The 25,867-nt window shown below is 41.8% G+C and carries 20 protein-coding genes; 17 read left to right on the forward strand and 3 right to left on the reverse strand.

All coding sequences use genetic code 11. The features are described 5' to 3' along the window. Nucleotides 1–20: 20 nt before the first annotated feature. A complete protein-coding gene (locus OCU56_RS07520; protein ID WP_261872618.1) occupies nt 21–446 on the reverse strand; it encodes a DUF3305 domain-containing protein in 426 nt (141 codons plus the stop codon). Between the two features lie 128 nt (nt 447–574). On the opposite strand from OCU56_RS07520, the gene OCU56_RS07525 reads away from it, so the two are divergent. The 15 genes from OCU56_RS07525 to OCU56_RS07595 all read left to right on the forward strand — a co-directional run bounded on the left by OCU56_RS07525 (nt 575) and on the right by OCU56_RS07595 (nt 20,975). Beyond that, on the forward strand, nt 575–1,426 hold the full coding sequence (locus OCU56_RS07525) for a formate dehydrogenase accessory sulfurtransferase FdhD (RefSeq protein WP_261872619.1): 852 nt from the start codon (nt 575–577) through the stop codon (nt 1,424–1,426). A gap of 13 nt (nt 1,427–1,439) precedes the next feature. Next, complete coding sequence (locus OCU56_RS07530; RefSeq protein WP_261872620.1) at nt 1,440–2,285, forward strand: substrate-binding domain-containing protein; 846 nt, start codon at nt 1,440–1,442, stop codon at nt 2,283–2,285. Continuing rightward, nucleotides 2,285–2,983, forward strand: coding sequence for an ABC transporter permease (locus tag OCU56_RS07535; RefSeq protein ID WP_261872621.1), 699 nt, complete (start codon nt 2,285–2,287; stop codon nt 2,981–2,983). The genes OCU56_RS07530 and OCU56_RS07535 overlap by 1 nt, the downstream gene beginning before the upstream one ends. Nucleotides 2,984–2,995: 12 nt before the next feature. Beyond that, nucleotides 2,996–3,721: an ABC transporter ATP-binding protein gene (locus tag OCU56_RS07540; protein WP_261872622.1), complete on the forward strand. Its 726-nt coding sequence runs from the start codon at nt 2,996–2,998 to the stop codon at nt 3,719–3,721. Between the two features lies 1 nt (nt 3,722). Beyond that, nucleotides 3,723–4,292, forward strand: coding sequence for a molybdenum cofactor guanylyltransferase MobA (gene mobA / locus OCU56_RS07545; protein WP_261872623.1), 570 nt, complete (start codon nt 3,723–3,725; stop codon nt 4,290–4,292). Nucleotides 4,293–4,295: 3 nt separating this feature from the next. Further along, nucleotides 4,296–6,071 (forward strand): bifunctional molybdopterin-guanine dinucleotide biosynthesis adaptor protein MobB/molybdopterin molybdotransferase MoeA, encoded by a 1,776-nt coding sequence (locus OCU56_RS07550; RefSeq protein WP_261872624.1) that lies wholly within the window; start codon nt 4,296–4,298, stop codon nt 6,069–6,071. Nucleotides 6,072–6,730: 659 nt separating this feature from the next. After that, nucleotides 6,731–7,612 carry a hypothetical protein gene (locus tag OCU56_RS07555; protein WP_261872625.1) on the forward strand — a complete coding sequence of 294 codons (882 nt, stop codon included), beginning with the start codon at nt 6,731–6,733 and terminating at the stop codon, nt 7,610–7,612. 49 nt (nt 7,613–7,661) lie between these two features. Beyond that, complete coding sequence (locus OCU56_RS07560; protein ID WP_261872626.1) at nt 7,662–8,666, forward strand: ABC transporter permease subunit; 1,005 nt, start codon at nt 7,662–7,664, stop codon at nt 8,664–8,666. Next, complete coding sequence (locus OCU56_RS07565) at nt 8,666–9,709, forward strand: ABC transporter permease subunit (RefSeq protein WP_261872627.1); 1,044 nt, start codon at nt 8,666–8,668, stop codon at nt 9,707–9,709. The genes OCU56_RS07560 and OCU56_RS07565 overlap by 1 nt, the downstream gene beginning before the upstream one ends. A 4-nt stretch (nt 9,710–9,713) precedes the next feature. Beyond that, on the forward strand, nt 9,714–11,594 hold the full coding sequence (locus tag OCU56_RS07570; protein ID WP_261872628.1) for an extracellular solute-binding protein: 1,881 nt from the start codon (nt 9,714–9,716) through the stop codon (nt 11,592–11,594). 9 nt (nt 11,595–11,603) lie between these two features. Continuing rightward, on the forward strand, nt 11,604–12,593 hold the full coding sequence (locus OCU56_RS07575) for an ABC transporter ATP-binding protein (protein WP_261872629.1): 990 nt from the start codon (nt 11,604–11,606) through the stop codon (nt 12,591–12,593). Beyond that, the gene (locus OCU56_RS07580) at nt 12,593–13,555 is read left to right on the forward strand and encodes an ABC transporter ATP-binding protein (protein WP_261872630.1); all 963 of its coding nucleotides are present in this window, start codon (nt 12,593–12,595) and stop codon (nt 13,553–13,555) included. Before OCU56_RS07575 ends, OCU56_RS07580 begins: the two co-directional genes overlap by 1 nt. A 19-nt stretch (nt 13,556–13,574) precedes the next feature. Next, nucleotides 13,575–17,459: a zinc-dependent metalloprotease gene (locus OCU56_RS07585; RefSeq protein ID WP_261872631.1), complete on the forward strand. Its 3,885-nt coding sequence runs from the start codon at nt 13,575–13,577 to the stop codon at nt 17,457–17,459. 749 nt (nt 17,460–18,208) lie between these two features. After that, nucleotides 18,209–19,873 carry an RluA family pseudouridine synthase gene (locus OCU56_RS07590; protein ID WP_261872632.1) on the forward strand — a complete coding sequence of 555 codons (1,665 nt, stop codon included), beginning with the start codon at nt 18,209–18,211 and terminating at the stop codon, nt 19,871–19,873. A 124-nt stretch (nt 19,874–19,997) separates the two neighbouring features. Continuing rightward, the gene (locus tag OCU56_RS07595; protein WP_261872633.1) at nt 19,998–20,975 is read left to right on the forward strand and encodes a transposase; all 978 of its coding nucleotides are present in this window, start codon (nt 19,998–20,000) and stop codon (nt 20,973–20,975) included. A gap of 229 nt (nt 20,976–21,204) precedes the next feature. Here the strand turns inward: OCU56_RS07595 and recQ are convergent, their stop codons facing one another. After that, nucleotides 21,205–23,367 carry a DNA helicase RecQ gene (gene recQ / locus OCU56_RS07600; protein WP_261872634.1) on the reverse strand — a complete coding sequence of 721 codons (2,163 nt, stop codon included), beginning with the start codon at nt 23,365–23,367 and terminating at the stop codon, nt 21,205–21,207. An 85-nt stretch (nt 23,368–23,452) separates the two neighbouring features. Further along, nucleotides 23,453–23,797, reverse strand: coding sequence for a rhodanese-like domain-containing protein (locus OCU56_RS07605; RefSeq protein ID WP_261872635.1), 345 nt, complete (start codon nt 23,795–23,797; stop codon nt 23,453–23,455). A gap of 549 nt (nt 23,798–24,346) precedes the next feature. On the opposite strand from OCU56_RS07605, the gene artP reads away from it, so the two are divergent. Next, nucleotides 24,347–25,075 (forward strand): arginine ABC transporter ATP-binding protein ArtP, encoded by a 729-nt coding sequence (gene artP / locus OCU56_RS07610; RefSeq protein ID WP_261872636.1) that lies wholly within the window; start codon nt 24,347–24,349, stop codon nt 25,073–25,075. Between the two features lie 57 nt (nt 25,076–25,132). Then, the gene (locus tag OCU56_RS07615; RefSeq protein WP_261872637.1) at nt 25,133–25,867 is read left to right on the forward strand and encodes an arginine ABC transporter substrate-binding protein; all 735 of its coding nucleotides are present in this window, start codon (nt 25,133–25,135) and stop codon (nt 25,865–25,867) included.

Genomic DNA, 25,867 nt, shown 5'->3' on the forward strand with positions numbered 1-25,867 from the left:
CGGCCACTCCTTTCTCTAATTTATTGACTGGCACGCCCTGCCCCTTTACGTTTTTTACGCTTATGTTCAATCAACTCTCCATGGCGAGCAAGGTACGCCTCCATCCATGCATGCACTGCCAAGGGTAGATCCACCGATAACACCAGATAATCACCATCTAAATAACTGCCCGCAACGCTTTGCGAAACGGTCACTGACACCAGACTCAATTGTTCAATATCGTTTTCCAGTACCACGAATAATTTCGGGTTATGCGAATTGAGATTAAAACGATAATCGGTACGTTCATCTCTAAACAGTTGGATCTCAGCGTCCATCCCCACATCCGAGCTTACTGGCTGTAAATTAATCTGCTCAATGTGCCAATTATAGGTTTTCCATTTAGAATTCTGTGTTTCATGTAGAATAATCTGACATCGGATAGGCCAATTGTCTTCCGTTTTCATTGTTACCTCGCTAAGCTAACCTATTATTATAAATGAATATTTTACTCGACTTATTTCGAGTACAAGAGAAATATGTTTCCCTCAACCTTTCTCAAATGACTGCTTCTAGTATAGAAAAGGATTTTTTGATGCCTCAAACTCCCCATTTTATTGTGGCTGGTACAGCGCCTAAACAAACTCAAACCGTATCCGTGTTTGATGAGTACGGTGAGCCGCTTTCTAAAGACATTGCTTGTGAATGTCCGCTCACGGTTTTACTGAATTGGCGTGAGATTGTCACTTTAATGACCTTAGGATCTCACCCTGGCGCCTTAGTGTTGGGTTATTTGAAGAATCAAAGTTTCTTATCAGACCCTACCCAACTTGAATCTGTGTTGATAGATTGGGAGACAAACAGTGTGGCAGTGGTCACCAAAGAAAATACAGATTTCCTCGAAAAAGCCTTACAAAAGAAAACCGTCACCTCCGGTTGCGGCCAAGGAACAATGTATGGCAACGTAATGAAAAGCCTAGAAAATTATAAAGTACCACAAACCAATATCAAACAAAGTGCATTATATTCAACCTTAATGGCTCTAACTCATTACAACGACACCTATAAAAAAGCTGGAGCGGTGCATGGTTGTGCCATTTGCAAACCCGGCGAAGTGGTTTCATTTGTAGAAGATGTGGGGCGTCACAATGCGGTTGACACTCTGGCCGGTGAAATGTGGCTCAAGCAAGAGTCAGGGGCCGATAAAATTTTCTATACCACTGGCCGACTCACCTCAGAAATGGTGATTAAAGTGGCTCAAATGGGCATTCCAACTTTATTATCTCGCTCGGGGGTCACGCAAATGGGCTTAGAATTAGCACAACGTTTTGGGATTACCATTATTGCTCGAGCAAAAGGACTTCGTTTTCAAATTTATCACGGCGTTGAAAAAATTGAATTCGACGGCAAAAATGCCACCGATACAAATCAAGACATCATCAAGTAAGGATTAATTAGCCATGTTTAGTAAGGCTCTATCTTCATCAATTAAATACACTAAAACAGCACTATTGACGCTAACTGCGGCACTGTTGTTCACTGTACCCGCTCATGCCGACTCACACTCTTTGCGTATGGCCACCACCACCAGCACGTATCACTCAGGATTACTGGATTACTTACTGCCTACTTTCACTAAAGATACGGGATACGAAGTCCAGTTATTGGTCACAGGCTCTGGTAAAGCATTAAAAATGGGTGAAATGGGCGATGTGGATATTGTTCTCACTCACTCCCCAAAAGCGGAAAAAGCCTTCCTAGATGCCGGTTATGGTGTTGATGCTAAATCTGTCATGTATAACGATTTTGTCATTGTAGGCCCAAAAAACAACCCCGCTAAACTGCTAGAGAGTGACAGCGCAGCGCAAGCATTAACTAAAGTTGCACAACATAAATCAATCTTTATTTCTCGCGGTGATGACTCCGGTACTCACAAAAAAGAGTTGTCGTTGTGGGCCAAAAATCACACGCCACACAGTTGGTCTAACTACCGCTCTATTGGTCAAGGCATGGGTCCAACGCTGAATATGAGCTCTGAATTGCAAGGTTATACCCTAACCGACAGAGGCACATGGCTTGCTTATCAAGAGAAATTAGATCTGGCCATTTGGACACAAGGTGACCCTGCCCTATTTAATCAATATCAAATTATTCGTATTAACCCAAAACGTTACCCTGATTTAAACATTGAAGGGGCGAAAGTGCTCAGTCAATGGATGGTGAGTGACAAAGCCCAACACCTCATTGACCAGTTTCAAGTAAAAGGACAAAAGCTGTTCACTGCTGATGCGAAACCGTCAAAATAATGAATATAGGTGATACCAGTATTGAAGCGGTCAAACTGCTTCTTAACTTTGATCCTGCACTATGGAAGGTGGTTTCCATCTCCTTTAGTGTGTCATTACTGGCCCTGAGTTTGTCGTTATTGCCGGCCATTGCCATTGCTTTGGTTTTGGCCTACGCCCCCTTTCCTGGACGAAATATACTCACGTCTATCATTAATACATTGCAAGCGGTCCCTACTGTGGTGATTGGCTTGCTTTTGTATATGACCTTATCTCGCTCCGGTCCATTGGGGGATTGGCAATGGCTCTTTACACAAAAGGCAATGATTCTTGGACAGGTTCTGATTGCATTGCCTATTCTTATTTCTATGCTTCAAGCAGGATATCAAAGCGTTGATATGCGAAATGTGGAAACCTCCATCACACTTGGAAAATCCTATTTTCAAGTATTTAAAGCTTTGATGTGGGAAACACGTTTTGCACTGATAGCGGCCATTGTTACCGCATTTTCACGCATCGTCACCGAAGTGGGATGTTCTATGATGGTGGGAGGCAATATTCTCGGACACACAAGAAATATCCCTACCGCCATTGCCTTAGAAAGCCAACGCGGTGCTTTTTCTCAGGGGGTGGCATTAGGTATTGTTCTGCTACTGCTGGCACTAATACTGAACTTTGTCTTAACCTCTTTGCGTGGGCAAAGTCATATACGAGTCTAGAGGCGACAACCAATGACCATACAATTAAGAGCCCAAGATTTGTCGAAACGCTACGACAAACGCGTGCTTTTCTATATTCCTCACCTGCAGATAGGCCCAAGTGATGCCATTTATTTGAAAGGACAAAATGGTGTTGGCAAAACAACGCTTCTCAAAATTCTTGCCGGGCTCACCACACCGAGTAGTGGCATGATTAATGATACTGAAATCTCCACCTTTCAGCGTCTATTTAAACGTAAGCTATTTCGTGATGTGGTTTATTTGCATCAATCCCCTTATACCTTTGATGCCACTCTGATTGATAATATTCGCTATGCGCAGTCAGCCTCGGGTAAACAACGAGCTCATAACCGCAGTCAGGCCATTAATGCTTTAAGACTGGTGGGCCTTGAATCTTTAGCCGATGAGCATTGCTCTGTACTCTCAGGAGGAGAAAAACAGCGTCTTGCTATGGCCCGTGCTTGGGTTGCTAACCCTTCTATCCTGCTGCTAGACGAGCCCAGTGCATCTCTGGATACGGAATCCATTCAATGTATCGTCACCTTGGCTAAAGATTTGTTAGAAAGAGGCGCTAGTATCGTGATCACCAGCCACCAACAAAATGGGTTAACTGAGCTATGCGATACCCAATGGACCATAGAAAACCAAGGGCTTTACGTCACCCCACACCTTAGAGTGATCGACGAGGCCTCTAATCACAGTAAATCCACCCATTCGCATAATAAGTTAGGAAGCTAATATGAACTCTATCAGTTGGGTTGTTCTCGCAGGGGGGCAAGCCACTCGTATGCAAGGACAAGACAAAGGGCTAGTTGAACTTAACCAAAGGCCCCTCATTGAATACGTGCTCGATGTACTAACAGCGCACAGCGATTCCATTTATATCAATGCCAACCGCTCGCAACAACGCTATCAAGAGTACGCTCCTGTTATTGCAGATCAGTACCAAGGGTTTGTTGGACCCATGGGAGGTATCCATGCAGCACTCACTCACATTGATAGTGAATGGGTAGGTTTTGTGCCTTGTGATTGCCCGCAAATTTCCCCAATTTTTATCCAGCGTATGCAACAGGAAATCGGTGATGACGATGAGATTTTAGTGGCCCATGATGGTCAATTTATCCAACCCGTGTTTACGGTATTTCGTCGCCGCGTATTGGAGCGTCTACAACAATTTCTTGATGATGGCGAACGCAAAATCATCCTCTTTTATGACCGCTGCAATACGCGACAAATTGATTTTAGTGATACCCAAGACAGCTTCGTTAATCTCAATTCACCTCATGAATTACAACAGTTTAAGAAGTAACCTATGAAGACCATTTGTAATACGCCAATTTTGGGTTTTGCCGCATTTAGTGGTACTGGCAAAACAACACTTCTTGAACAACTCATCCCTAAACTAACCCAAGCGGGTTTAACCCTTGGGGTGCTAAAGCATGCCCACCATAATTTTGACATAGACCAACAAGGCAAAGACAGTTATCGCCTGCGCAAAGCTGGGGCAAGCCAAATGTTAATTAGCTCGCGCTACCGTCACGCCATGATCACAGAAACAGCGCATCAAGAAGCCGCCTTTGATGATTTGTTATTGCAATTTGACCACCAGCAACTTGACTTGATTTTAATCGAAGGATTTAAAAGCCAATCATTTCCTAAAATTGAGTTACGAAGGAAGGCATTAGACAACCCTTGGATGCACCCAACAGACAGCAACATTATTGCCGTTGCCTCAGACATTGATTTTGATTGCCCTTTACCCTCTTTTGACATCAACGATCTAGAGGCTATTGCTCAGTTCATTATTGATACCATTACTGGGCAAACAGCGCCAACCCCAGAGAGTGCCGTAGCCAGTTGCGATACTCTCTCTCCCGCCTTTCTTTCGGTAGAGCAAGGTATTGAACGCATACTCAATGAGGTGTCACCCATATCAGGTGTGCAGCAACGAGCAATAGAAGAGTCATTTAACTATGTATTAGCCAGCGATATTGTTTGTAATATGAATGTGCCACAATACGCCAATTCGGCTATGGATGGTTACGCTATCCGTGATGAGGATGTTCACTTGCCACGCTTTACTCTTGTTGGTGAAGTCATGGCGGGACAACGTTATCCTCAACCATTACAAGCGGGTGAAACCGTTAAGATAATGACAGGAGCACCGGTTCCTAGTAATGGTACAACGGTTATCATGCGAGAGCAGGCCGACACGATAATGGACGGCAACATCCCCTTTATCACCTTCAATAAGGCATCGATTAAAGCAAAGCAGAATGTTCGCTTGGCGGGTGAAGATTTGGCGATTGGACAAAATGTCTTTAATCAAGGGCGTATTATTGGGGCGGCTGAAATGGGTATGCTTGCCTCTTTAGGTATTGTTGATTGTTCTGTTAAGCCTAAATTAAAAGTCGCCATTTTCTCTACTGGCGATGAAGTTCAGCATCCCAGTGAGCCATTATCAGAAAACTGTATTTATGACTCTAATCGCTATGCTCTTATGGGGTTATTAAAGCCACTTAACTGCGAAGTCATCGATTTAGGTATCTTAGCCGACGACCATCTCGCTATAGAAAAAGCGGTATCTCAAGCAGCAGAGCAAGCGGATTTGATTCTAACCACAGGAGGCGTGTCTGTAGGCGATGCCGATTACATCAAGGATGTGCTGGACAAAAATGGCAATATCGACTTCTGGCGCATTAACATGCGCCCCGGTAGACCTCTTGCTTTTGGCACAATCGGCGATACTCCCTTCTTTGGCCTACCGGGTAATCCCGTAGCCACCATGGTTTCATTCATCAACTTTGTGCAACCTGCCATTCGCAAGATGCAAGGTGTCAACAATTGGACACTCAACAAACTGCAAGCCATAGCCAGTGAGCCATTACGCTCTCGTCATGGGCGAACAGAGTTTACTCGTGGCATCTATCAGGTGAATGAACAAGGGCAACTCGTCGTCGCTTCAACAGGTACACAAGGTTCTGGGATCTTACGCTCCATGAGTGAAGCCAACTGCCTCATTCTAATTGACCCTTTGTACGCAAAAGTCAAAGCCGGTGAATCCGTCACCATCATCCCCCTCCCTTAACACCCAATGCATTTGGATATAAACAAGGGCGCTAATAATGCGCCCTTTTTCATTATTGCCATCCCCTAGCAAGACATTCATTTATTCAAAAATACGTCATTTATTCAGAAAATAAGCGTTGTTGTTCATTCATTAAAATAAATTAATCTCTATTTATTAAGAGACCACTTTAATATAATTAATAACTTATTATTTATAAATGGTTTTTAATATTTCACTTTTGATAATTAAGTTCAATAAAAACCTATTTTTACCAGTTATTAATGTATGAAGTTTCAAAAATTTTCATTATATATTTTATATATTGATTTATATCACAAACATAATTTGAACATATGTTGTATGCTATTAAAAATAGCGTGAGAGGGAACTATCTTGCATAGTTATGATTCAACTTTACGATAACTCTTATTTACATAGTTTATCGTTTGTTGGTTTATAACTATTTAAGTTATCGCTAGTTAGATTTAATGAGTTTGTTCACTTTATAGTTAGTAGGGATTACTGATTCTATAACTACTCATAATATTCAACTGCCCGTATATAAATCTGAAAAACTATCCATTGCATTAAGAGGTGTTATTCACCGTCATATAGTGCTGGTTGTTGGCCAATCCCTCTCAATATGCACACCTTTTCATTTTTATTGAGATATCAAATTGAACAGATTAAATTTAGTGGTAAAAAAAGGAGTTTTATTTGCCCTACTTTCGCTAACTGCGACAACAACTTTGGCAAATGAAACGACGATAACAAATGCTCAAGACGCAGGCGCTGATTCTAACCAGACCTTCAAACCCGCGTTTACTGGTTATGTGGCGGGCACCTACGCCGATGATTGGTTAGACGATTATAGAGACGATCGTAGCTTCTCTATTGACCTCAAATTAGGTTATCAGTTCACACAAAATTTCAGTGCAGGCGTGATTACTGGGACTTACTATCTAGATACCGCTTACTGTTCGACACACACCAAAGATTACTGGTGCATGTCATCCACTTATTTGTACGCCAAATACAATAATCTTTACAGCTTCTTTGATGATTTCACTACTATTGGTGTGCAAGGTCGTGTCATTTTACCAACGACACGATACTCCCAAGACACTAACCTGTACTTTGGTTTAAAAGGTTATGTGCCAATTTCGTTTGATGTAAACCGTTTTATTGATGGTTTATCGTTATCTCTAACACCTTCAGTAACCAAGTACTTTAATGAGTACAAAGTTGCGGGTAGCCACAACTTAACTGAATACACTTTAACTTTATCTCTTGATACGACCTATCAAATTTCTGAGCAGTTTTACTTTACGCTAAGCTTGGCTGACTACAACTACATTACCTACCAAGGTTACTCCACCTACCCAACGATCAGCCATACTGAAGAGTTAGGCTATCAAGCTACCGACAATATTTACGTGGGCTTAGGTTACACCAACAGCGCTCAGTACTACGATCCGGAACATGGCCCGAGCAAAGTATCCGATCTGTTCGATGATAAAGACCCCCATTTTTACCTAACGACCTACTATATGTTCTAGGCAGTCAATACAACGTAAGGATATTACAAGACAACATAAGGACATCAAATTGCTAGGTTATTTTATTAAAAGACTGTTACTGATTATTCCTACCTTTTTAGGAATAACAGTACTGATCTTTTGTTTGACTCGTTTCGTTCCAGGTGGACCTGTAGAACGAATGATCTCACAAATGCAAATGAACGGGGGGGCAAAAACCGCCTCTCAAACCCTTTCAGAAAGTGAAATCAACGAGTTAAAAGCACTGTATGGAATGGATAAACCTGTCTATCTCGCGTATTCACATTGGTTAACCGACTTGGTTCATCTCAAGCTTGGCGTATCAACTCGTTACTATGATCCTGTTTGGAACATGATTAAAGAGCGTATGCCTGTATCTTTGTTTTACGGTGTGATTGCTTTGATTCTGAGCTACGGCATCGCAATTCCCCTTGGGATATACAAAGCGATCCACCACGGAAGCAAAGGTGACAATATCAGTTCCGTCATCATATTCATTGGTTATTCGATGCCAAACTATGTGCTCGGGGTGCTATTACTTTCCTTACTCGCCTTCTATTTTGATGTGTTACCTCTTGGGGGATTCACCAGTAATAACTTCGAGGAACTGACCTTTCTTGGCAAAGTACAAGATTTATTCTCTCATGCCATCTTACCGGTGATTTGTTACACCATTGCTGATGTGGCGATCTTAACTATGACAATGAAGAATAACTTGCTTGAAAATTTATCTGCCGATTACATCAAAACAGCGGTAAGCAAAGGATTGACTTACAAAGATTCGGTTTACAAACATGCGTTAAGAAACAGTTTAATTCCTATTGCGAGCCACTTTGGCTCTGTAATTAGTGTATTTCTTGCCGGCTCATTCTTAATTGAAGTGGTATTCAATATCGACGGTATTGGACTACTTGGCTACGAAGCGATTATTCAACGAGATTACCCTGTTGTAATGGGTATTTTATCTCTCTCAGCACTGCTGCTTATGCTCGGTAATATCATTTCTGATCTGTGTGTGGCAGCCGTTGATCCACGGGTTAAGTTTGGTAAATAATGTTTAAGTTTGATGAATTAACTAAAAAGAAAATGGCTCGCTTTTATTCAATTAAACGAGGCTACTTTTCTCTTATATTTTTAGTATTGCTAGTGGTCCTTTCGCTATTTTCAGAGGCACTGATCAACAGCAAAGCTTTGGTAGTGTCTTATCAAGGCCACCTCTACTTTCCAACGTACTCAAAAATACGTACTGGTGAAGATTTTGGTGAGCAATATGGTTACGAAGCGAACTATCGCCAATTACAAGCTAAGTTCGAAAAAGCCAATAATGGCAACTGGGTCATCATGCCTATCGTACCTTGGAACCCGCTAGAGCAAGATTATTCTAATGGTTTCCCACCCAGCGCACCTAATGGACATGCCCAGCACTATTTGGGCACTGATAACTCAGGAAGAGATGTTCTGGCACGCTTGGTGTACGGGTTTCGTATTGCCATTTTCTATGCCTTCATCACGCTTGCTATTTGTTACTTTATTGGCGTCATTGTCGGTAGTGCTATGGGGTACTTAGGGGGTAAATTTGACCTCATCATGCAACGTATTATCGAAGTTTGGTCCATGTTACCCATGCTGTACGTGATCATGATATTAGTGTCGATAATGAAGCCGAACTTTGCCTTGTTTGTCTTTATTAACGTTCTGTTTGGTTGGATTCCGATCACTTGGTACATGCGCTCTATTTCTTACAAGGAACGAGCACGTGAATACGTACTGGCCGCCAGAGCACAAGGGGCGAGCACATGGCGTATCATCACCAAGCACATCCTACCGAACACGCTAGTAATGATTGTGACTTTGGCGCCATTTACCATTGTTGCCAACATTTCAACGCTGACCGCCCTCGATTATTTAGGTTTAGGTTTAACACCTCCCACCCCTAGTTGGGGTGACTTATTGCAACAAGGAAAATCCAACCTTGATGCATGGTGGATCATGAGTTCCGTCGTGTTCTCCATTGTGGGCATTCTCACCATGATTACTTTCATTGGTGAAGCGATTCGTGAAGCATTCGATCCTAAAAAACAAACTAAGTACAGCTAATATCATGACTCTACATACACGAAAACTCTCCACGTTATTGGTTACGCTATTAGGTACATCACTATTAGTGCCTGTGTTCGCCAATGCAGCGTCAACGGCATCAGTCACAGAGGCGCAAGTGGCGACTCAACAGGCAAAACAAGCGCCACAGTTGCCTAAAGAGTTAAAATGGATCTCAAATCCTGATCTGCCCTTATTTGCCAGTGACAAAGCAAAACGTGGCGGCACGCTGAACTTATATATTCCATCATACCCATTAACTATGCGTACTATTGGTCCTGACTCAAATACGTCATTTCGTTCATATTTAATGGATAGCCACCCTGGATTGCTGGGGATTCATCCAAACACGCTACAGCCCTACCCTGAACTTGCGACACAGTGGGCATTTGGTAATGATGGCAAAACCATGTATTTCCGTTTAGACCCAAAAGCCACTTGGTCTGACGGTGTTCCTATCACCGCTGAAGACTATGCATTCCTATTTGAATACGTAAAAAACAAAAACGTTCACGCGCCGTTTTACAATAATTACTACAGCGAAAAAGTGGTTAACTTAACCGTCTACGACAAATACACCATTTCGTTAACGTCGTCTGATGCGTTACCAAAAGCGTTATTAATTGATCGTATTAACCTGCAACCAAAGCCAAAACATTTCTTCAAAAATGGGATTGGTAAAAACTACATCCGTGAGTACAACTGGAAGGCAGAACCCACGACCGGCGCTTACTACGTATCGGCACTTAAAAAAGGTCGTACTATCGAGATGTCGCACGTTAAAAATTGGTGGGGTTATCATAACCGCTACCTAAAAAATCGTTTTAACGTAGATAAAATTCGTTTCTCTGTTATTCGTGATCCGGATTTGGCTTTCCGTTACTTTGAGAAAGGCGAGCTAGACGCATTCAACATCAATTCACAGAAACTATGGTTTGATAAAACCAACTCTGAGCCTTTCCAAAAAGGGTACATTGTGAAATCCATGCTGAGCAATGAAGTCTCAGTAGGCGCTTCAGGACTATGGCTTAACATGGCAAATCCACTGCTTAAAAACAGTGAAGTTCGCGAAGGTATCGCATATGCCATCAACTTTGAATCTGTAATTAAGCATGTTCGTCATGGTGAAGCGACACGACAAAATGGTTTTGGTACACCAGTAGGTGCTTATGCCACGCCAAAAGATGTGGGGGTTAAGCCCTTCTCTCCTGTTGAAGCGAAAAAACACTTTGCAAAAGCCGGTTACAACACCTTAGGTTCTGATGGATTGTTGTACAACAAACAAGGCAACTCACTACAGGTAACGTTGACTTACCTAAGCGCGCGCAGCACCGCCGACGTTATTATCTTAAAAGAACAAGCTAAAAAAGCAGGTTTAGATCTTGAGCTTAAACTGGTTGATGGCTCAACGGGATTTAAATCCCTATTAGAGAAGAAATTCCAAATGGCTTATTTGTCTATGTCATCAGGTTTATACCCTGTATACCGACAATATTTCCATTCCAGCAATATCGTCCCTCAAACTAACAACTTTTTCAGCTTTGCTGACCCAAAAATGGACGAATTAATTGCCAAATTTGATCAGGCTTCTTCGGTGGCAGAGCAAGTGAAACAGTCGAACAAAATCCAACGTTTGATCATGGCATACAACTGCTTTATACCGGGCACAGTGTCGCAGTTCACTCGTGCGGCGCATTGGCGTTACGTTCGTCTACCAGACAATGTGGGTACAGCTCAATCTCGATTCTTATTCGACGAAAGTGCTCTTGATCTGGGTCTCATGTGGATTGATAGCGATTTAAAACAAGCCGTTCTACAAGCAAAACGGGAAGGCAAAACCTTCCCTAGAATGACGCATTTAAGCACTCAAGTCATCGGTCATTAAGGTCTATGTATGTCAAATAAAACATTACTGTCACTGCACAACGTGACCACTAAATTCAATACCGATGAAGGTGATATTACCGCATTAAGCGGCGTGGCATTTGATGTTATCAAAGGTCGCACCCTAGGTATTGTTGGTGAGTCTGGTTGTGGTAAAAGTATCACCGCAGCGTCAATCATGAATCTACTACCTCAACCTTATGGTCGAGTGACCGACGGTGAGATTCTCTTTGAGGGGCGCGATATCACCAAGCTTGACGAAGCAGAGCGTTGCAAACTTCGTGGTCACGATATTTCGATGATTTTTCAAGATCCAATGACGGCTTTAAACCCTGTAAAACGTGTCGGCAAACAAGTGGAAGAAGTGTATGAACTGCATAGCACCAAATACACCACAGATGCGACCCGCCGTCAGGCCACCCTTGAAATGTTCAAAAAAGTCGGTATTTCCGAGCCAGAAAAGCGTTTAGATGTTTACCCACATGAGTTGTCTGGTGGTATGCGTCAGCGTGTCATGATTGCTATGGCGCTAGCCTGTGAGCCAAAAGTATTAATTGCCGATGAACCAACGACGGCATTGGATGTGACCATCCAAGCACAAATTCTTGAGCTAATGAAACGCATGCAAGACGAGTTAGGAATGGCCATTTTGTTCATTACCCATGACTTAGGCGTAGTGGCTGAAATTTGCGATGACGTGGCGGTGATGTATGCCGGTCATATTGTCGAACAAGGGGATGTTTATCAGATTTTTAGTAAACCAACGCATCCTTATACTCAAGGGCTGCTGGCCTCAATGCCAACCGTTTCTTCTGTACCAAAAACGCAACTCAAAACGATTGAGGGTAGCGTACCGCAATTAAAAGAGATGCCCACTGGTTGTCGCTTTGTCAACCGTTGTACTAAAGCATTGGATCATTGTCATAGCACTAGACCTGAACCGGCACTGATTGAACCAGGGCATCTTGTCTCTTGTCTGGCTGTTAAAGAGGTTATGTAATGACTCAAACTACTCCTTTATTCCAAATTAAAGATTTGAAACAGCACTTTTTAGTCTCCAACAAACTGTTTCAACCAAAAAAATATGTCTATGCCGTGGATGGTGTCTCTTTTGATCTCTATCCCGGCCAAACCATTGGTCTTGTGGGCGAATCTGGGTGCGGTAAAAGCACTGTCGGACGTACATTACTGAAATTGTACGAGCCAACTGCAGGAAGCATCTTCTTTGAAGGGCGTGATATCACGAACTTAAACGCCAAACAGATGATGCCACTTCGTAAAGAAATGCAGATCATATTACAAGACCCTCTTGAGAGCCTAAACCAACGCCATACAGTCGGGGACATCATCAAAGAACCCTTCGAAATTCATGGCATAGGTACAGCAAAAGAGCGAGACCAATGGGTTTCAGAATTGTTAGTCAAAGTAGGATTGCGACCTAGTGCCGCTTCACGTTTCCCACACGAATTTTCTGGTGGTCAACGTCAACGCATTGGTATCGCAAGAGCAATAGCGCTAAATCCCAAACTCATCGTGTGTGATGAATCAGTTTCGGCTTTAGACGTTTCTGTTCAGGCGCAAATCGTAAACCTACTTCTTGACCTACAAAAAGAAATGAACATCGCATTGATTTTTATTGCGCATGATCTTTCTGTAGTCCGACATGTTTCGGACGTAATTGCCGTAATGTACTTAGGAAAGTTTGTTGAAATAGGGAATGCTAAAGATGTTTTTAATACTCCTAAACACCCTTACACCGAAGCACTGATTTCTGCCATTCCGCAACCCGATCCACGGGCCAAGAAAGACAGAATAATCCTCAATGGTGATATTCCTTCTCCCATGAATCCACCACAAGGATGTGCGTTTTCAACAAGGTGCCGTCTTGTTGAAAAAGGATGTTTTGAACATTCCCCTACCCTAAGTTGCGACGAGCACAAAGTAGCATGTCATTTAGTATAATAATTACCAGGATATAATCATGAATAAGAGCTTATTAGGTTGCAGTATTCTTGCTGCAACCATAGGACTTGTAGGCTGTGGACCCAAGGATGTGGCGTATGACAAGGTTGACCGCTCCCCCTATGAGTTGAAAGTTTCAGACCTCAACTCACTATCAGCGAAGACCTTTCTATACCGTCGTATGTTAGGCGAAACGCCACGTTACCTAACTGCCGTACTTGGTAAAGTGCCTAATAATGTCAAGCTAGTAAAACTACGTATGACTGAAAATGGAATTCAGATTGTACAGCTCGACACCGACAATGTGGGTGATGGACACAGTGGTCGCTTTGATACAGACAATAACTATCGCCCAATCCTGACGATTGGCGGTAAATATGTAGACTACAAATGTGCTGAAGACAGCTACGATAAATGTACTAACAAAGAACAAGTGGATTCAAGTGAGTCATTAACTTGGGACCAAAAACATTACTTCGTGCCTGATTTCTCTAATGTCAGCATTGCCGAACAAGATTATAACGACTTATTCTCTCTAAGTTGTGCGGTACAGCCCGTCAAATCTGTATTGGCAAATGTACCTACCGAGCAGTGGAAAGGCTACCTTCTTGATCTGAAAAATGGCGTCATCAACTTTGAGTTGAAATCCACTTATTCCGTTCCTAGCATTAGCTGTATCCCTAAATTTTCCACTGACTGGGATGTGGATAAGCTAAGCTTTGATACTACTGAATACTTCTCACTGATTGAGCGTGACAAGATCGTATCTAAAGACTACAAAGCGATCCCATACCAAGAAGATGACAAGAGTACCTTCGGCTTCTTTACCACTTCACATTCATACCGTGATAACGAATACCGTTCAGGTCAAGCGGGGTACAAACGCACTTACCTAAACCGTTACGATCCAAATAAAAAAGAAGTCAATTACTACTTATCGAACAATTTCTGGGATGAAGATAACGCCGTCTTCCTTGCCGCGGCTAAAGAAGCGGAAGCGATCATCAACACTCAAAACAGCATGTACCACACAGGGTTGCCACACATCAACTTCCTACAAGCTGAAAACAAACGCTACGGTGATTTACGTTATAGCTTCCTAAGACTATTTGACCAACCTCTAGACAATGGTTTATTGGGTATAGCAAACAGCAGTGACGACCCACTAACGGGCGAAATCATAAGCGGTGGCTTTAACCAATTTAGTGGTAACTTCCTTGGTAATGCCGCGTTCTCTTACGATATTTTCGTACGTGACTATAACCTTGGCCGTTTAAATCCAACTTCGGTAAAAGAAGCAACGGGTAAAACTTACCCTGAACCGACGCTACAACATACTAAAGTAGACGGCGTTACAGATTACAACCACGATATCAATACTGAGGCAAATGCCACAACAAGTGCACCTCAAGCTCCTGCTGATATTGCCAATGCGATTGATACTGCGGCTAAGCCTCATAACCAAGATGATTGGATTAAAGAAGCCGATGCAAGATTGACTGCGGCACTACAAAGTGGTGCAAATGCACTGCCAATGATGAAAGACACTATGACTCAAGTTGCTCAACAGCCACTCAAGTTTAGTGACTTGCAAGACCTATCAGAGAAAGTCAATGGTGACATTAGTCATATTCAGTCAAATCAAGACGTTATCGAACACGCGAACAATGTCCTTAAATTGTATAACGATCGTATGAGTTATAACTCTGAGCACAATATATTAACTGCTGACGCAATGAACCTTGGCGGTAATTATGGCGTGCTACCTAAAGGGGTTAAAGGTTATGCCATTGATTGGAAACTACCAGAACTTTGGGTTGACGGTGTTGTAGGCGGCAAACTTAAGCAACTAAAACAATTGCCTAAAGAGCTTCGTCACGACATGGTAGTTAAAACTGCGGCCGTTGGTTTTGTCGGTACGATTATCCATGAATTTGGTCACAGTATTGGTCTTCGCCATAACTTCAGCGGATCAATGGATTACAAACACTTCTACACAGAAGCTGCGATTGCTAAGCAAAAAGCCGCGTTGGCTAAGCTAGGTTATCCAAACGTCACCCTTTCAACATCAACCAGTACTCAAATGGAGTACATGAACGATATGTTTGGTATGGGTTTTGGTCCATACGATTTAGCGGCAATCCGCTTTGGCTACAGCCGTGAAATCCAAGACAACCGTGCCATTACTATTGATGATTGGGATAAGGCAGACTACTGGCACTCACTGAAAGATCTCGACCAAAAACGTCGTGATGAATGGACGCATGACATCAACAATGGTGAAACTCGTACAGGTTCTGTGAACTTATTAAGTAAACAACTGGACGGTAACGTTAGCGAACAAAATGACAATAATGGTTACAGTAACTTCTTTGGTTGGAAATACTGTACCGATGGTCATGTTGATTTAAACAGCGACTGTAACCGATTTGATATTGGCTTTAACTATGACCAAATCGCTCAGTACTATATTGAACGTTACCTAAACCTCTATAAACTACGCAACACTCGTTCAGATCGTGCTAGTTACTTCAATACTAACTACATCGGCTACATCGGCGCACGAAAAAGTGGCTTTTCGAGAATGCACGAATTCATCGAAGATGTTGGTGGACTTGAAAAACGTTTCAACGTCTATGATGGCTCATTAGATACTTGGTGTGCTGGCGATAGCTCTCACTGGTATTGTGATCGCGTCAATGCGAAAAACCGCGTCGCTAAGTTCTTGTTACAAGTAGTCAGCCAACCTGACGCTGTTGTTTTGATTAACTTCAAAAAAGATGATGGCAGCTATGTTTGGTCTGAACCTGGTGTATACGATCTTAGTTACCTACTGAGCAAATACAGCGATCTTGATCTATCAAGTTTAGATGACGCAGATAAACTGCAACCAGGACAAGTAATTAGTCAATACTCTGATGCACCTAAACTGCTTGACCTTATGGCTGTTAAGGCGGGTATCAAGGCGGAATATCAAGAAAAATTCTACCAGTATACTCCTGAGATTAAGTTTGTCGGTCGTAGTCTAAACAGTTCAAAAGCTACCGTGTCCGATCCTGAACACCCATATTCAAACGAAGTGGATAAACTGGGTATCTGGCCTGATCGCTTAATTGCAATGCAACAACTTGTTACTCGTCACTCCGGCCGTGATACAAATTCATTGACTCACCAGGCTATGGTTGACTTTGCGCCAATCAACCGATTGTTCAAAGGTATGCTATGTCGTATGGCTACATCTGACAGTGTTGGTGACTACAATACAGTGATGTCTGTCTTCAAAAATGATACCCGTACGGACCCTGAAGAACACTGTAATGAATTAGCGATTCAACAAATCAAAGATTCACATCCACAACTTCCAGCTGACTTTGACCTGACTACTATGGAAGGCTCAAGCACTCATTGGAAATGGGAAGGTATCTCAAGTGTTGATGATTTCTACCCTGCCTATGATGATGTGGTTAATCAAAACATCGAAGCGCTAGACCCATATGTCACTCGCTCCGTGATTGGTTTTGGCTTTGACCGTAATAACGGCGTAACTAAAGGTGAAACAAATCTGTTCCACGCTTTGCTTAACCAAGTGGCACTATATTCAACTGATAGTGATACTGACGGCAAAGATAATGCACGTCTATTGCGCGAATTTGTAGGCATTCATCTAGCAGCTGATTACGTACAAGGTAAAGATTATCTAATCAATGGTAAACATTACACCATTACAGATGAAAATATCTTGGCTCTTAGCTTATTGAATGACATGGACATAATGAACGATAAAATAGCAGCTTTGACGTCTTCATCATTGACAGCAGAGCAAATTCAACCATTTACGTCAGCCGCGCAAATGCGTATTGATCGTGATATAAAAGCGTTGAAACAACTTCCTGTTATTGAATAAACCTCGCTTATGTTTATAACAAAGTCGCCCTCGGGCGACTTTTTTTTCAACCAGGTAAACTTGCCGTTAATGGCGCATAAAATAATCAACACTGTGTTAGGCGACGATTTTGCACTTTGTCCCCTAAAAATAATCGTCTATTTTGATTGAGCGTTGCACAAATAAGTAGTGGTCTGTCATCAAATATCGTTCTTCCATCGTCACACCTTTACATTTTTCCTACTCATAAAATATAATACCAATCGTACTAAATAACTGATCATTCTAGCTTGTTAAAACACTCGATAACTGCGTTAGAATTTTTGATTGTAGAATAACTACTTATCGAAAAATTCTGCCTTGTTTTCGAGCATTTTTCCTGCGCTATTTCTGATCACTTACTTAGTGTGATTGGTATAACGCCCCAATATGCTCTAATCATTGCATAAAGCCACTGTTGCTATTCTTTGGAAAATACCAGCCACAACCAGAGCATTCTCAGAAATAACCAAAAGATCGTTGAGAACAAGGCGAATATTTTTAATCAGTCGTTACTGTACAATCAAAAATTGCAACGCTGTATCCAGGATTTAACTCGTTAGACTAAGCTGAGATTGAAAACACGTCTCGTGTATTTACAACCCTATCCACTGAGGGTCTGCTTTTATAATCCATGTCTAATGAGATATTTAGTGGCAGCTAGCCATCAGATTCAATACAATTCATCTATTATGCATTTATTAGTAAAACGTCTAAGGTAAAGCCCTTCCATGAGCATTGATCCACTTTTCAAGCAACTCAAACCTGCCTTATCTCAACAAGAGAGCAATGTTTCCCTACCAGAACGGTTTACCTTTCCATTTTATTACGAACCTCATCCCTTAGCGGTTGTTGCTTCTCAGCAATTGCAACAAACATTACAAAACACCCCAACTTACGACTCACTGTCCGCAGGCAAAATGTTTGGCGTTTTAGTGGTCCACAACCCTCAAGGTGAACTGGGCTTTCTTTGTGCTTTTTCTGGAAAGCTTAATGATTCAAACCAACATCCAGGCTTTGTTCCTCCTGTTTATGACATGCTTGATGACAACGGTTTTTTTAGACAAGAACTGGAAAAGGTCAATCAGATTTCTTTGCAGATAAAAGAGCTTGAATCTCACTACAATATTGATGTTTTGCAGGCACAATTGGCACAAATCCGCCAAGATGCCACGCAACAGATAACTCATCTTCAGACTGAAATTGCGACGAGTCGACAAGCTCGTAAACAGCAAAGAATACAAGCACAAACCACCCTATCACACAGTGAATTTACCGCGTTACAGGCACAACTGGCCAAACAAAGTGTTGCACAGAAAAATCAATTAAAATGGTTAAAAAAAGAGTGGGCAGATAAGCAGAGTTTACTACAAGAGCACATTTTGCAATTTGAAGCTGACCGCAGTAAATTTCAAAAAAATAGAGCGGTTTTATCCAATCAACTGCAGCACAAAATTTTTGCTCACTATTGCTTTTTAAATGCGAATGGAGAGCAACAAGATCTTAATGACATCTTTGCAAAAACAGCCTACAAAGTCCCTCCTGCAGGAGCCGGTGAATGTGCAGCCCCTAAGCTGTTGCAATACGCATACCAAAACCAATACAAGCCCATTGCCATGGCCGAGTTTTGGTGGGGACCATCACCAAAATCAGAAATTCGTAAGCACAAACAGTTTTACCCGTCTTGCATGAGCAAGTGCCACCCTATTTTGTCACACATGCTTCAAGGTCTGGCGGTTGATCCTAATCCACTACTGGAAAATCCAGCCAAGGATAAACCCCTACCTATAGTGTATGAAGATGAACACATTGTGGTCGTCAATAAACCCGAAGGTTTTCTATCTGTTCCTGGTCGGCATATTCAAGACTCGGCTTTTCATCGTCTAATAGACATGTACCCAAAGGCAGAAGGGCCTTTTGTGTTGCACCGTTTAGATATGGCAACCTCAGGTTTACTGGTATTTGCCTTGAGCAAACGGGCTAATAAGCATCTACAAAAACAATTTATCGCTCGCGAAGTTAAAAAACGCTATGTCGCCTTACTGGAAGGGAATTTATCGCAACTAACAGGGGAAATTAATATACCTTTATGTGGTGACCCCACGGATAGACCGCGACAAATGGTGTGCTATGAACAAGGAAAACCCTCCCTTACTCGTTATACATTAATAGAAAATATCAACGGTCAATCAAAACTCTTTTTATACCCAGAGACAGGACGAACCCATCAACTACGAGTTCACTGTGCCCATAAAGATGGATTAAATATGCCCATGGTCGGCGACAGTTTATATGGCAATAAAAGTGCCCGCTTATACCTACACGCACAACAATTAAGTTTCACCCACCCCATCACACAGCAATGGGTAACCTTTGAAACAGAAATCCCTTTTTAACCCGGCCACCCATCCTTAATCGGCTTTTAACCCGGCCCACCTTTAACCTGGCCACCCAGCATTAATTACACTATTTGACACTTTCAACTAAACTAGTAGTAGTAATCAATGTTGGATTCATACTATGGCGACGCCTCGAAGAAATCAGATTAGTATCGAAGATACCCCTTATTACCACTGCTGTAGTCGTGTCGTTCGGCGCGCATTTTTGTGTGGCTATGACTCTTATTCAGGGAAGAACTATGACCATCGACGTGAGTGGGTTACATCATTACTCATGAAACTCGAAGGCGTCTTTGCCATTGATATAGCCGCATTTGCCATCATGTCTAACCACCTGCACGTTGTTCTAAAAATTGATATTGATACTGTTAATGCTTGGACAGACTGTCAAGTCCTTGAACAGTGGCATAAATTATTTAAGGGAAATGACTTAACCCATCGATTTGTGCAAGGTGAATTACTTGAACCCCATAAAGTGAATCAATTAAAACACTCTATCGCTATCTATCGAAGTCGCCTATGTGACATTAGTTGGTTTATGCGTTGTCTTAACGAACCTATTGCAAGAAAAGCAAATCTGGAAGATAACTGCTCAGGGCGTTTTTGGGAAGGGCGCTTTAAATCTCAAGCATTGCTGGATGAAACGGCTCTTCTTACCTGTATGGCCTATGTCGATTTAAACCCTATTCGAGCAAATATGGCCGAAACGCCAGAGCAATCAGATCATACGAGTGTTCAGCTTCGTATTCAGAGTACACTAAAGGGAGAACAACCTGAATCACTGTTACCTTTTATGGAAAGTGAAAGACAAAATCACTCAGCCCACATTCCATTTTCATTGAATGACTACTTAAACTTAGTCGATGAAACAGGGCGAATTATTCGTCACGACCAACACGGAGCTATTAGTAAAAAAAGTGAAACACTACTGACTATGATGAATATTTCTCATGATAACTGGTTGAATCTTATTACTAAATTTGGTCAGTTGTTTCGCGGGCCAGTAGGCACATTAGAAGAACTCACTTGCTATTGCGAACACCTACAAAAGAGACGACGACACTTTTCGTCATGTTGCCAGCATTTAAAATCTGGCTAAATTAAACCAGCAACTTCAGACTATTATCTAGTTTCAACCCAGTGATGGGTGAGTACTGTTGCCCAAAATTTCATATTTGGCATTATATACCCTCTTCGTAACCCCGTTCCCAATAGATTTTGTCTATTTGAGTTACCATTAGCAAAAACTCAAACACGATAAAAGATTTTATAATGAACTGCGCTTTGTTGTTATTTTAAATTGGGTGGCCATATTTTAGAGCAATATTTTAGCTCATTAATGTGGTTACTTGGTGTTGGTATGCAAAGTGACTGACTATGCAACGTAATGTACCGTAGTCATATTTACTGTCAAAATGCTCAAATAAGGGTTTAAGTTTGTGCTCTGTTAGGATATTGAGTTGTTTGATCGCTAATTCACATTGCTCTAATTCAGTAGGTTCAATGTCGATCACTTGTGAGAGTGAGCATGAGCCTATCTCTATAGCAGAAGCTAAGTGACTCATTACAGTGTTAAGGGCGATACTTCGTTGTGTAGCCACTTGTTGTAGATTTTGACACTGCAAAAATAACTCAAGAGAAGCGTGCTCGGTAACACTCAGTGTGGGTTTGGGCTTAGGTAGTTGGCTCATCAAAGCGACAATCGCGTCTCCATATTTTGCAACTTTAGTTTCACCAAAACCCGATATATCCAATAACGCAGCTAAGCTATCAGGGCGTTTTAAGGCAATATCTGCCAAGCTAGAATCATGACATATAATATAAGCGGGAACGTTTTGCTCCTTGGCTAAACTGGCTCGTAGCTCGCGCAGCTTTTCAAACAACTCTGAGTCTTGAGCCGATAAAGCAGAGCTCTTCTTGGGGCTACTGCTTTTTTTCTTGGTACTTTTCCTCAGCTCTCTAAATTCAATGCTTTTCTCACCACGCAATACGGCGCGGCACTGTTCTGTTAATTTTAAATTGTTATACATTCCTTCAACAGTGAGGTAATTCATGGCAATTAATTGACGAAATACCCCCTTCCACTGCTCAGCAGTAAGCTCGGTCCCTATGCCAAAAGTAGATAATTTATCATGACCAAAACGCTTAATCTTGTCATCGGATTTACCTAGTAGAACATTCACTAAATAGGTCACACCAAATCTTTGTTCAGAACGATATACCGTTGATAATGCTTTTTGAGCCGCTTGCGTGCCATCCCATGTTTTTGGCGGAGTTAAACAGTTGTCACAATTACCACAAGGCTCTGTTAATGTTTCACCAAAATAGGACAATAAGGTTTGGCGACGACAAGAACTCAGCTCACAATAACCGAGTAATGCATTTAATTTTCCTACTTGAATTTGTTTGTATTGCTGGTTGCCATCGGAGTTTTCTAGCATCTGTTTTTGCATTACTAAGTCTTGCAGTCCATATGCCATCCATACATTGACTGGTGTACCGTCTCGCCCTGCACGCCCTGTTTCTTGATAATAGGACTCAATGCTTTTCGGCAAACTTAAATGAGCGACAAAACGTACATCCGGTTTATCAATTCCCATGCCAAAGGCTATCGTAGCGACAATAATGACGCCGTCTTCACGTAAAAAGCGTTGTTGATTTTGATTTTTTTGCTCAACCGACATACCCGCATGATAAGGTAAAGCAAGTCGCCCTTTATCAGATAACCACGCGGCTGTTTCTTCTACTTTTTTACGCGACAAACAGTAAACGATACCCGCATCTTGAGGGTGGTTTTGTTCAATAAAGTGCCACATTTCATTTTTTGCATTGGCTTTTTCACTCACATGATAGCGAATATTTGGCCGGTCAAAGCTATGCACAAACACCTTAGCATTAGCCAACTGCAGTTGATTAATGATCTCTTGCCTAGTTCGTTCATCTGCGGTTGCAGTTAATGCAATTCGAGGAACATTGGCAAATCGCTGTGGCAATATCGACAACTTTTGATACTCAGGGCGAAAATCATGGCCCCATTGGCTCACACAGTGCGCTTCATCGATGGCAAAAAGAGCAACATTTGCCTGGTCTAGCAAACTCAGTGTTCGCTCCATTAATAAGCGTTCAGGGGATACATATAGCAGTTGTATCTCCCCTCGCATTACTGCATCTTCCACTTCCAATTGCTCATACTGATCTTGAGTAGAATTTAAAAAAGCGCATGCCACTCCGACTTGCCTGAGGGCATCTACCTGATCTTTCATCAGAGCGATTAGTGGTGAAACTACAACACCTACTCCACTACGCACAATCGCAGGTATTTGATAACAAATAGACTTACCACCACCCGTTGGCATCAAGGTCAATACATCGCTACCAGAAACAATACTGTCTACGATGGCTTTTTGTTGATGACGAAAGTTATCATAGCCAAAGACATTTTTTAATACATCGAGTGGCTGGGGTTTATTAGTGTGAGAAAATGCGCTCAAGGGAGTGTCCAATAACAAATAAAAAGTAAAAAGTGACTAAAAAAGACCAACAATTAGCCTAAGGTAAGTATAACTGTTTCCCACGTTATTCCGATCTTTTCTGTCTTAGTTCTTGCAATCCTCCCCCATTATGCACATGAATATAACCTTCAGTTAATAATAATTTCTGTGCCTTTGCTGAACGATTGCCACTTCGGCAATACACCACGACATTATCGCTTGCATCAATAAATGATAAGTCGGCCTGCGCTAGTTGTGATATGGGTATATTCATTGCTTGGGTTAAATGTCCCGCAGCAAACTCCTGCGGAGTGCGCACATCAATAACCACTGCCCCAGAATCAATCCATTGCCATGCTTGCTCAGCTCGTTCACTAGCCATAGTTAAACATGGAATAAGAACAACCAGTAACCCTAGCCATTTCATCATATGTACCCTTTTATTTTGATAATGACGCTTTACTCGTTATCTATTATGCCACCAACCACAACCATCGGCGTTAGCGAGACAATAACTTACGACACAACTCGCACTTTGCCACTATCACACTCACAACCACTCTCTTTAAACGGCCACCCAAAGTTAATCACTATATTACCGCATGCAATTTAACAAAATTTAACCAGACACCCATTGTTATTCGCATACCTAATTATTTAGTGATAAAAACGGAAAAGTTACAACGGTGAGCCTATATATTGGGTGTCCAGTTAAACCCGCTCCTGTTAAACCCGATAACTTGGGTGTCCAGTTAAACCTACTGTTAAACCTTCCAGTTAAACCTTCCAGTTAAACCTTCCAGTTAAACCTCAGTTAAACCTCATTTAGCGGTTACTACTGCTATTGTTCGATGTCAGTTGCGGATTATGCGGTACTTCTTACCAACGATGAAATCTTCGTTTGTTTATACAATTAATTTGCATATTTAAGCGATATTGGTAATATGCTCGATTGTGAGATTTAAGGCGACTTTGCACAATGAGTATTCAATTTAATCAGGTTAATAAGTTCTACGGGGATACCCAGGTCCTGCACGATGTAAGTTTTCAGTGCGAAAAAGGGGATACGCTGGTTTTGCTTGGCCCAAGTGGTGCGGGTAAAAGCTCTTTATTGCGTATTTTAAACCTATTAGAAAATGCCAATTCTGGCACTATGTCCGTTACTGATATGTCTTTTGATTTTGCTAAAGGCGTCACTGAAAAGCACGGCTTAGAGCTTCGTAAAAAAGTTGGCATGGTATTTCAACAATACAACTTATGGCCTCATATGACGGTCATGGAAAACCTTATTGAAGCGCCTGTTCGTGTTGCCGGATTATCTAAAATTGCAGCCAAGCAAGAAGCTAAAAAGATTCTCGACATGTTGCAACTGTCAGACAAAATGGACGCATGGCCATTGCAGTTATCTGGAGGTCAACAACAACGAGTGGCCATCGCGCGCGCTTTGATGATGAAACCTGAAGTATTACTTTTTGACGAGCCTACTGCAGCCTTAGACCCAGAAATAACCTCTCAAGTCGCTAAGGTTATTAATGATCTTAGCCAAACAGGCATTACTCAAATTGTTGTAACTCACGAAGTGGATTTCGCCCGAAAAGTCGCCAGCCATGTTTTATATTTAGAACAAGGCAAGGTCGTCGAATACGGCTCCAATGACGTGTTTACCAATCCAAGCACACGCAATTTTGCAGACTACCTCAACCACTAATTTTTAAACCGAGCACTTACAATAAGTGTTCGGTATTCCATTTTGGAGATATTACAGATGAAAAAAATCCTTTTAGCATCATTAGTTGCTTTAACCTCCGCTCACGCGATGGCAGCACAACAAGAAATCAAATTCGCTATGGAAGCAACCTATGCGCCATTTGAATTCGTTGATGCTAACAACCAAATCCAAGGTTTTGATGTTGATCTTGCTAATGCTTTATGTCAACAAATTAAAGCGAAATGTACTTTCCATAATCAATCTTTTGACAGCTTGATTCCAGCACTTAAATTCAATCGCTACGATGCAGCAATCTCTGGTATCGATATTACTGCTGAGCGTCAAAAACAAGTGAGCTTTACCAACCCTTATTACGATAACTCAGCAGCATTTGTTGCCATTAAAGGAAAAGTTGACTCTCAAGCGGCACTTAAAGGCAAACGCGTAGGTGTACAAAATGGCTCTACACACCAAGCATACCTACTTGAGAAAATGGACGGCGTCACTGCTGTACCATACGCAAGCTACCAAGATGCATTCATCGATATGCAAAATGGTCGTATTGACTCAGTATTTGGTGATACTGCAGTTGTTGCTGAATGGTTCAAAACTAACGACAAGCTAAGCTACGTTGGCAAGCAAGTAACAAACAAACAGTACTTCGGTAATGGTTTCGGTATCGCTGTCAATAAAGACAACCAAGCGCTTGTTGACCAACTGAATGCGGCATTAAAAACCGTTAAAGAAAACGGCGAATACAAAGCCATCTTTGAAAAGTACTTTGGTAAGTAA

It is taken from the genome of Vibrio rarus, assembly GCF_024347075.1.
Classification (GTDB): Bacteria; Pseudomonadota; Gammaproteobacteria; order Enterobacterales; family Vibrionaceae; genus Vibrio; species Vibrio rarus.

Bases quoted from the DNA above. Each gene is read 5' to 3' on its own strand.
- OCU56_RS07585 (WP_261872631.1), top strand. From the start codon at position 13,575: ATGAATAAGAGCTTATTAGGTTGCAGTATTCTTGCTGCAACCATAGGA.
- OCU56_RS07535 (WP_261872621.1), top strand. From the start codon at position 2,285: ATGAATATAGGTGATACCAGTATTGAAGCGGTCAAACTGCTTCTTAAC.
- OCU56_RS07520 (WP_261872618.1), bottom strand. From the start codon at position 446: ATGAAAACGGAAGACAATTGGCCTATCCGATGTCAGATTATTCTACAT.
- OCU56_RS07590 (WP_261872632.1), top strand. From the start codon at position 18,209: ATGAGCATTGATCCACTTTTCAAGCAACTCAAACCTGCCTTATCTCAA.
- OCU56_RS07540 (WP_261872622.1), top strand. From the start codon at position 2,996: ATGACCATACAATTAAGAGCCCAAGATTTGTCGAAACGCTACGACAAA.
- OCU56_RS07525 (WP_261872619.1), top strand. From the start codon at position 575: ATGCCTCAAACTCCCCATTTTATTGTGGCTGGTACAGCGCCTAAACAA.
- OCU56_RS07570 (WP_261872628.1), top strand. From the start codon at position 9,714: ATGACTCTACATACACGAAAACTCTCCACGTTATTGGTTACGCTATTA.
- OCU56_RS07550 (WP_261872624.1), top strand. From the start codon at position 4,296: ATGAAGACCATTTGTAATACGCCAATTTTGGGTTTTGCCGCATTTAGT.
- OCU56_RS07530 (WP_261872620.1), top strand. From the start codon at position 1,440: ATGTTTAGTAAGGCTCTATCTTCATCAATTAAATACACTAAAACAGCA.
- OCU56_RS07580 (WP_261872630.1), top strand. From the start codon at position 12,593: ATGACTCAAACTACTCCTTTATTCCAAATTAAAGATTTGAAACAGCAC.
- OCU56_RS07565 (WP_261872627.1), top strand. From the start codon at position 8,666: ATGTTTAAGTTTGATGAATTAACTAAAAAGAAAATGGCTCGCTTTTAT.
- artP (WP_261872636.1), top strand. From the start codon at position 24,347: ATGAGTATTCAATTTAATCAGGTTAATAAGTTCTACGGGGATACCCAG.
- OCU56_RS07605 (WP_261872635.1), bottom strand. From the start codon at position 23,797: ATGATGAAATGGCTAGGGTTACTGGTTGTTCTTATTCCATGTTTAACT.
- mobA (WP_261872623.1), top strand. From the start codon at position 3,723: ATGAACTCTATCAGTTGGGTTGTTCTCGCAGGGGGGCAAGCCACTCGT.
- OCU56_RS07595 (WP_261872633.1), top strand. From the start codon at position 19,998: ATGGCGACGCCTCGAAGAAATCAGATTAGTATCGAAGATACCCCTTAT.
- OCU56_RS07615 (WP_261872637.1), top strand. From the start codon at position 25,133: ATGAAAAAAATCCTTTTAGCATCATTAGTTGCTTTAACCTCCGCTCAC.
- OCU56_RS07575 (WP_261872629.1), top strand. From the start codon at position 11,604: ATGTCAAATAAAACATTACTGTCACTGCACAACGTGACCACTAAATTC.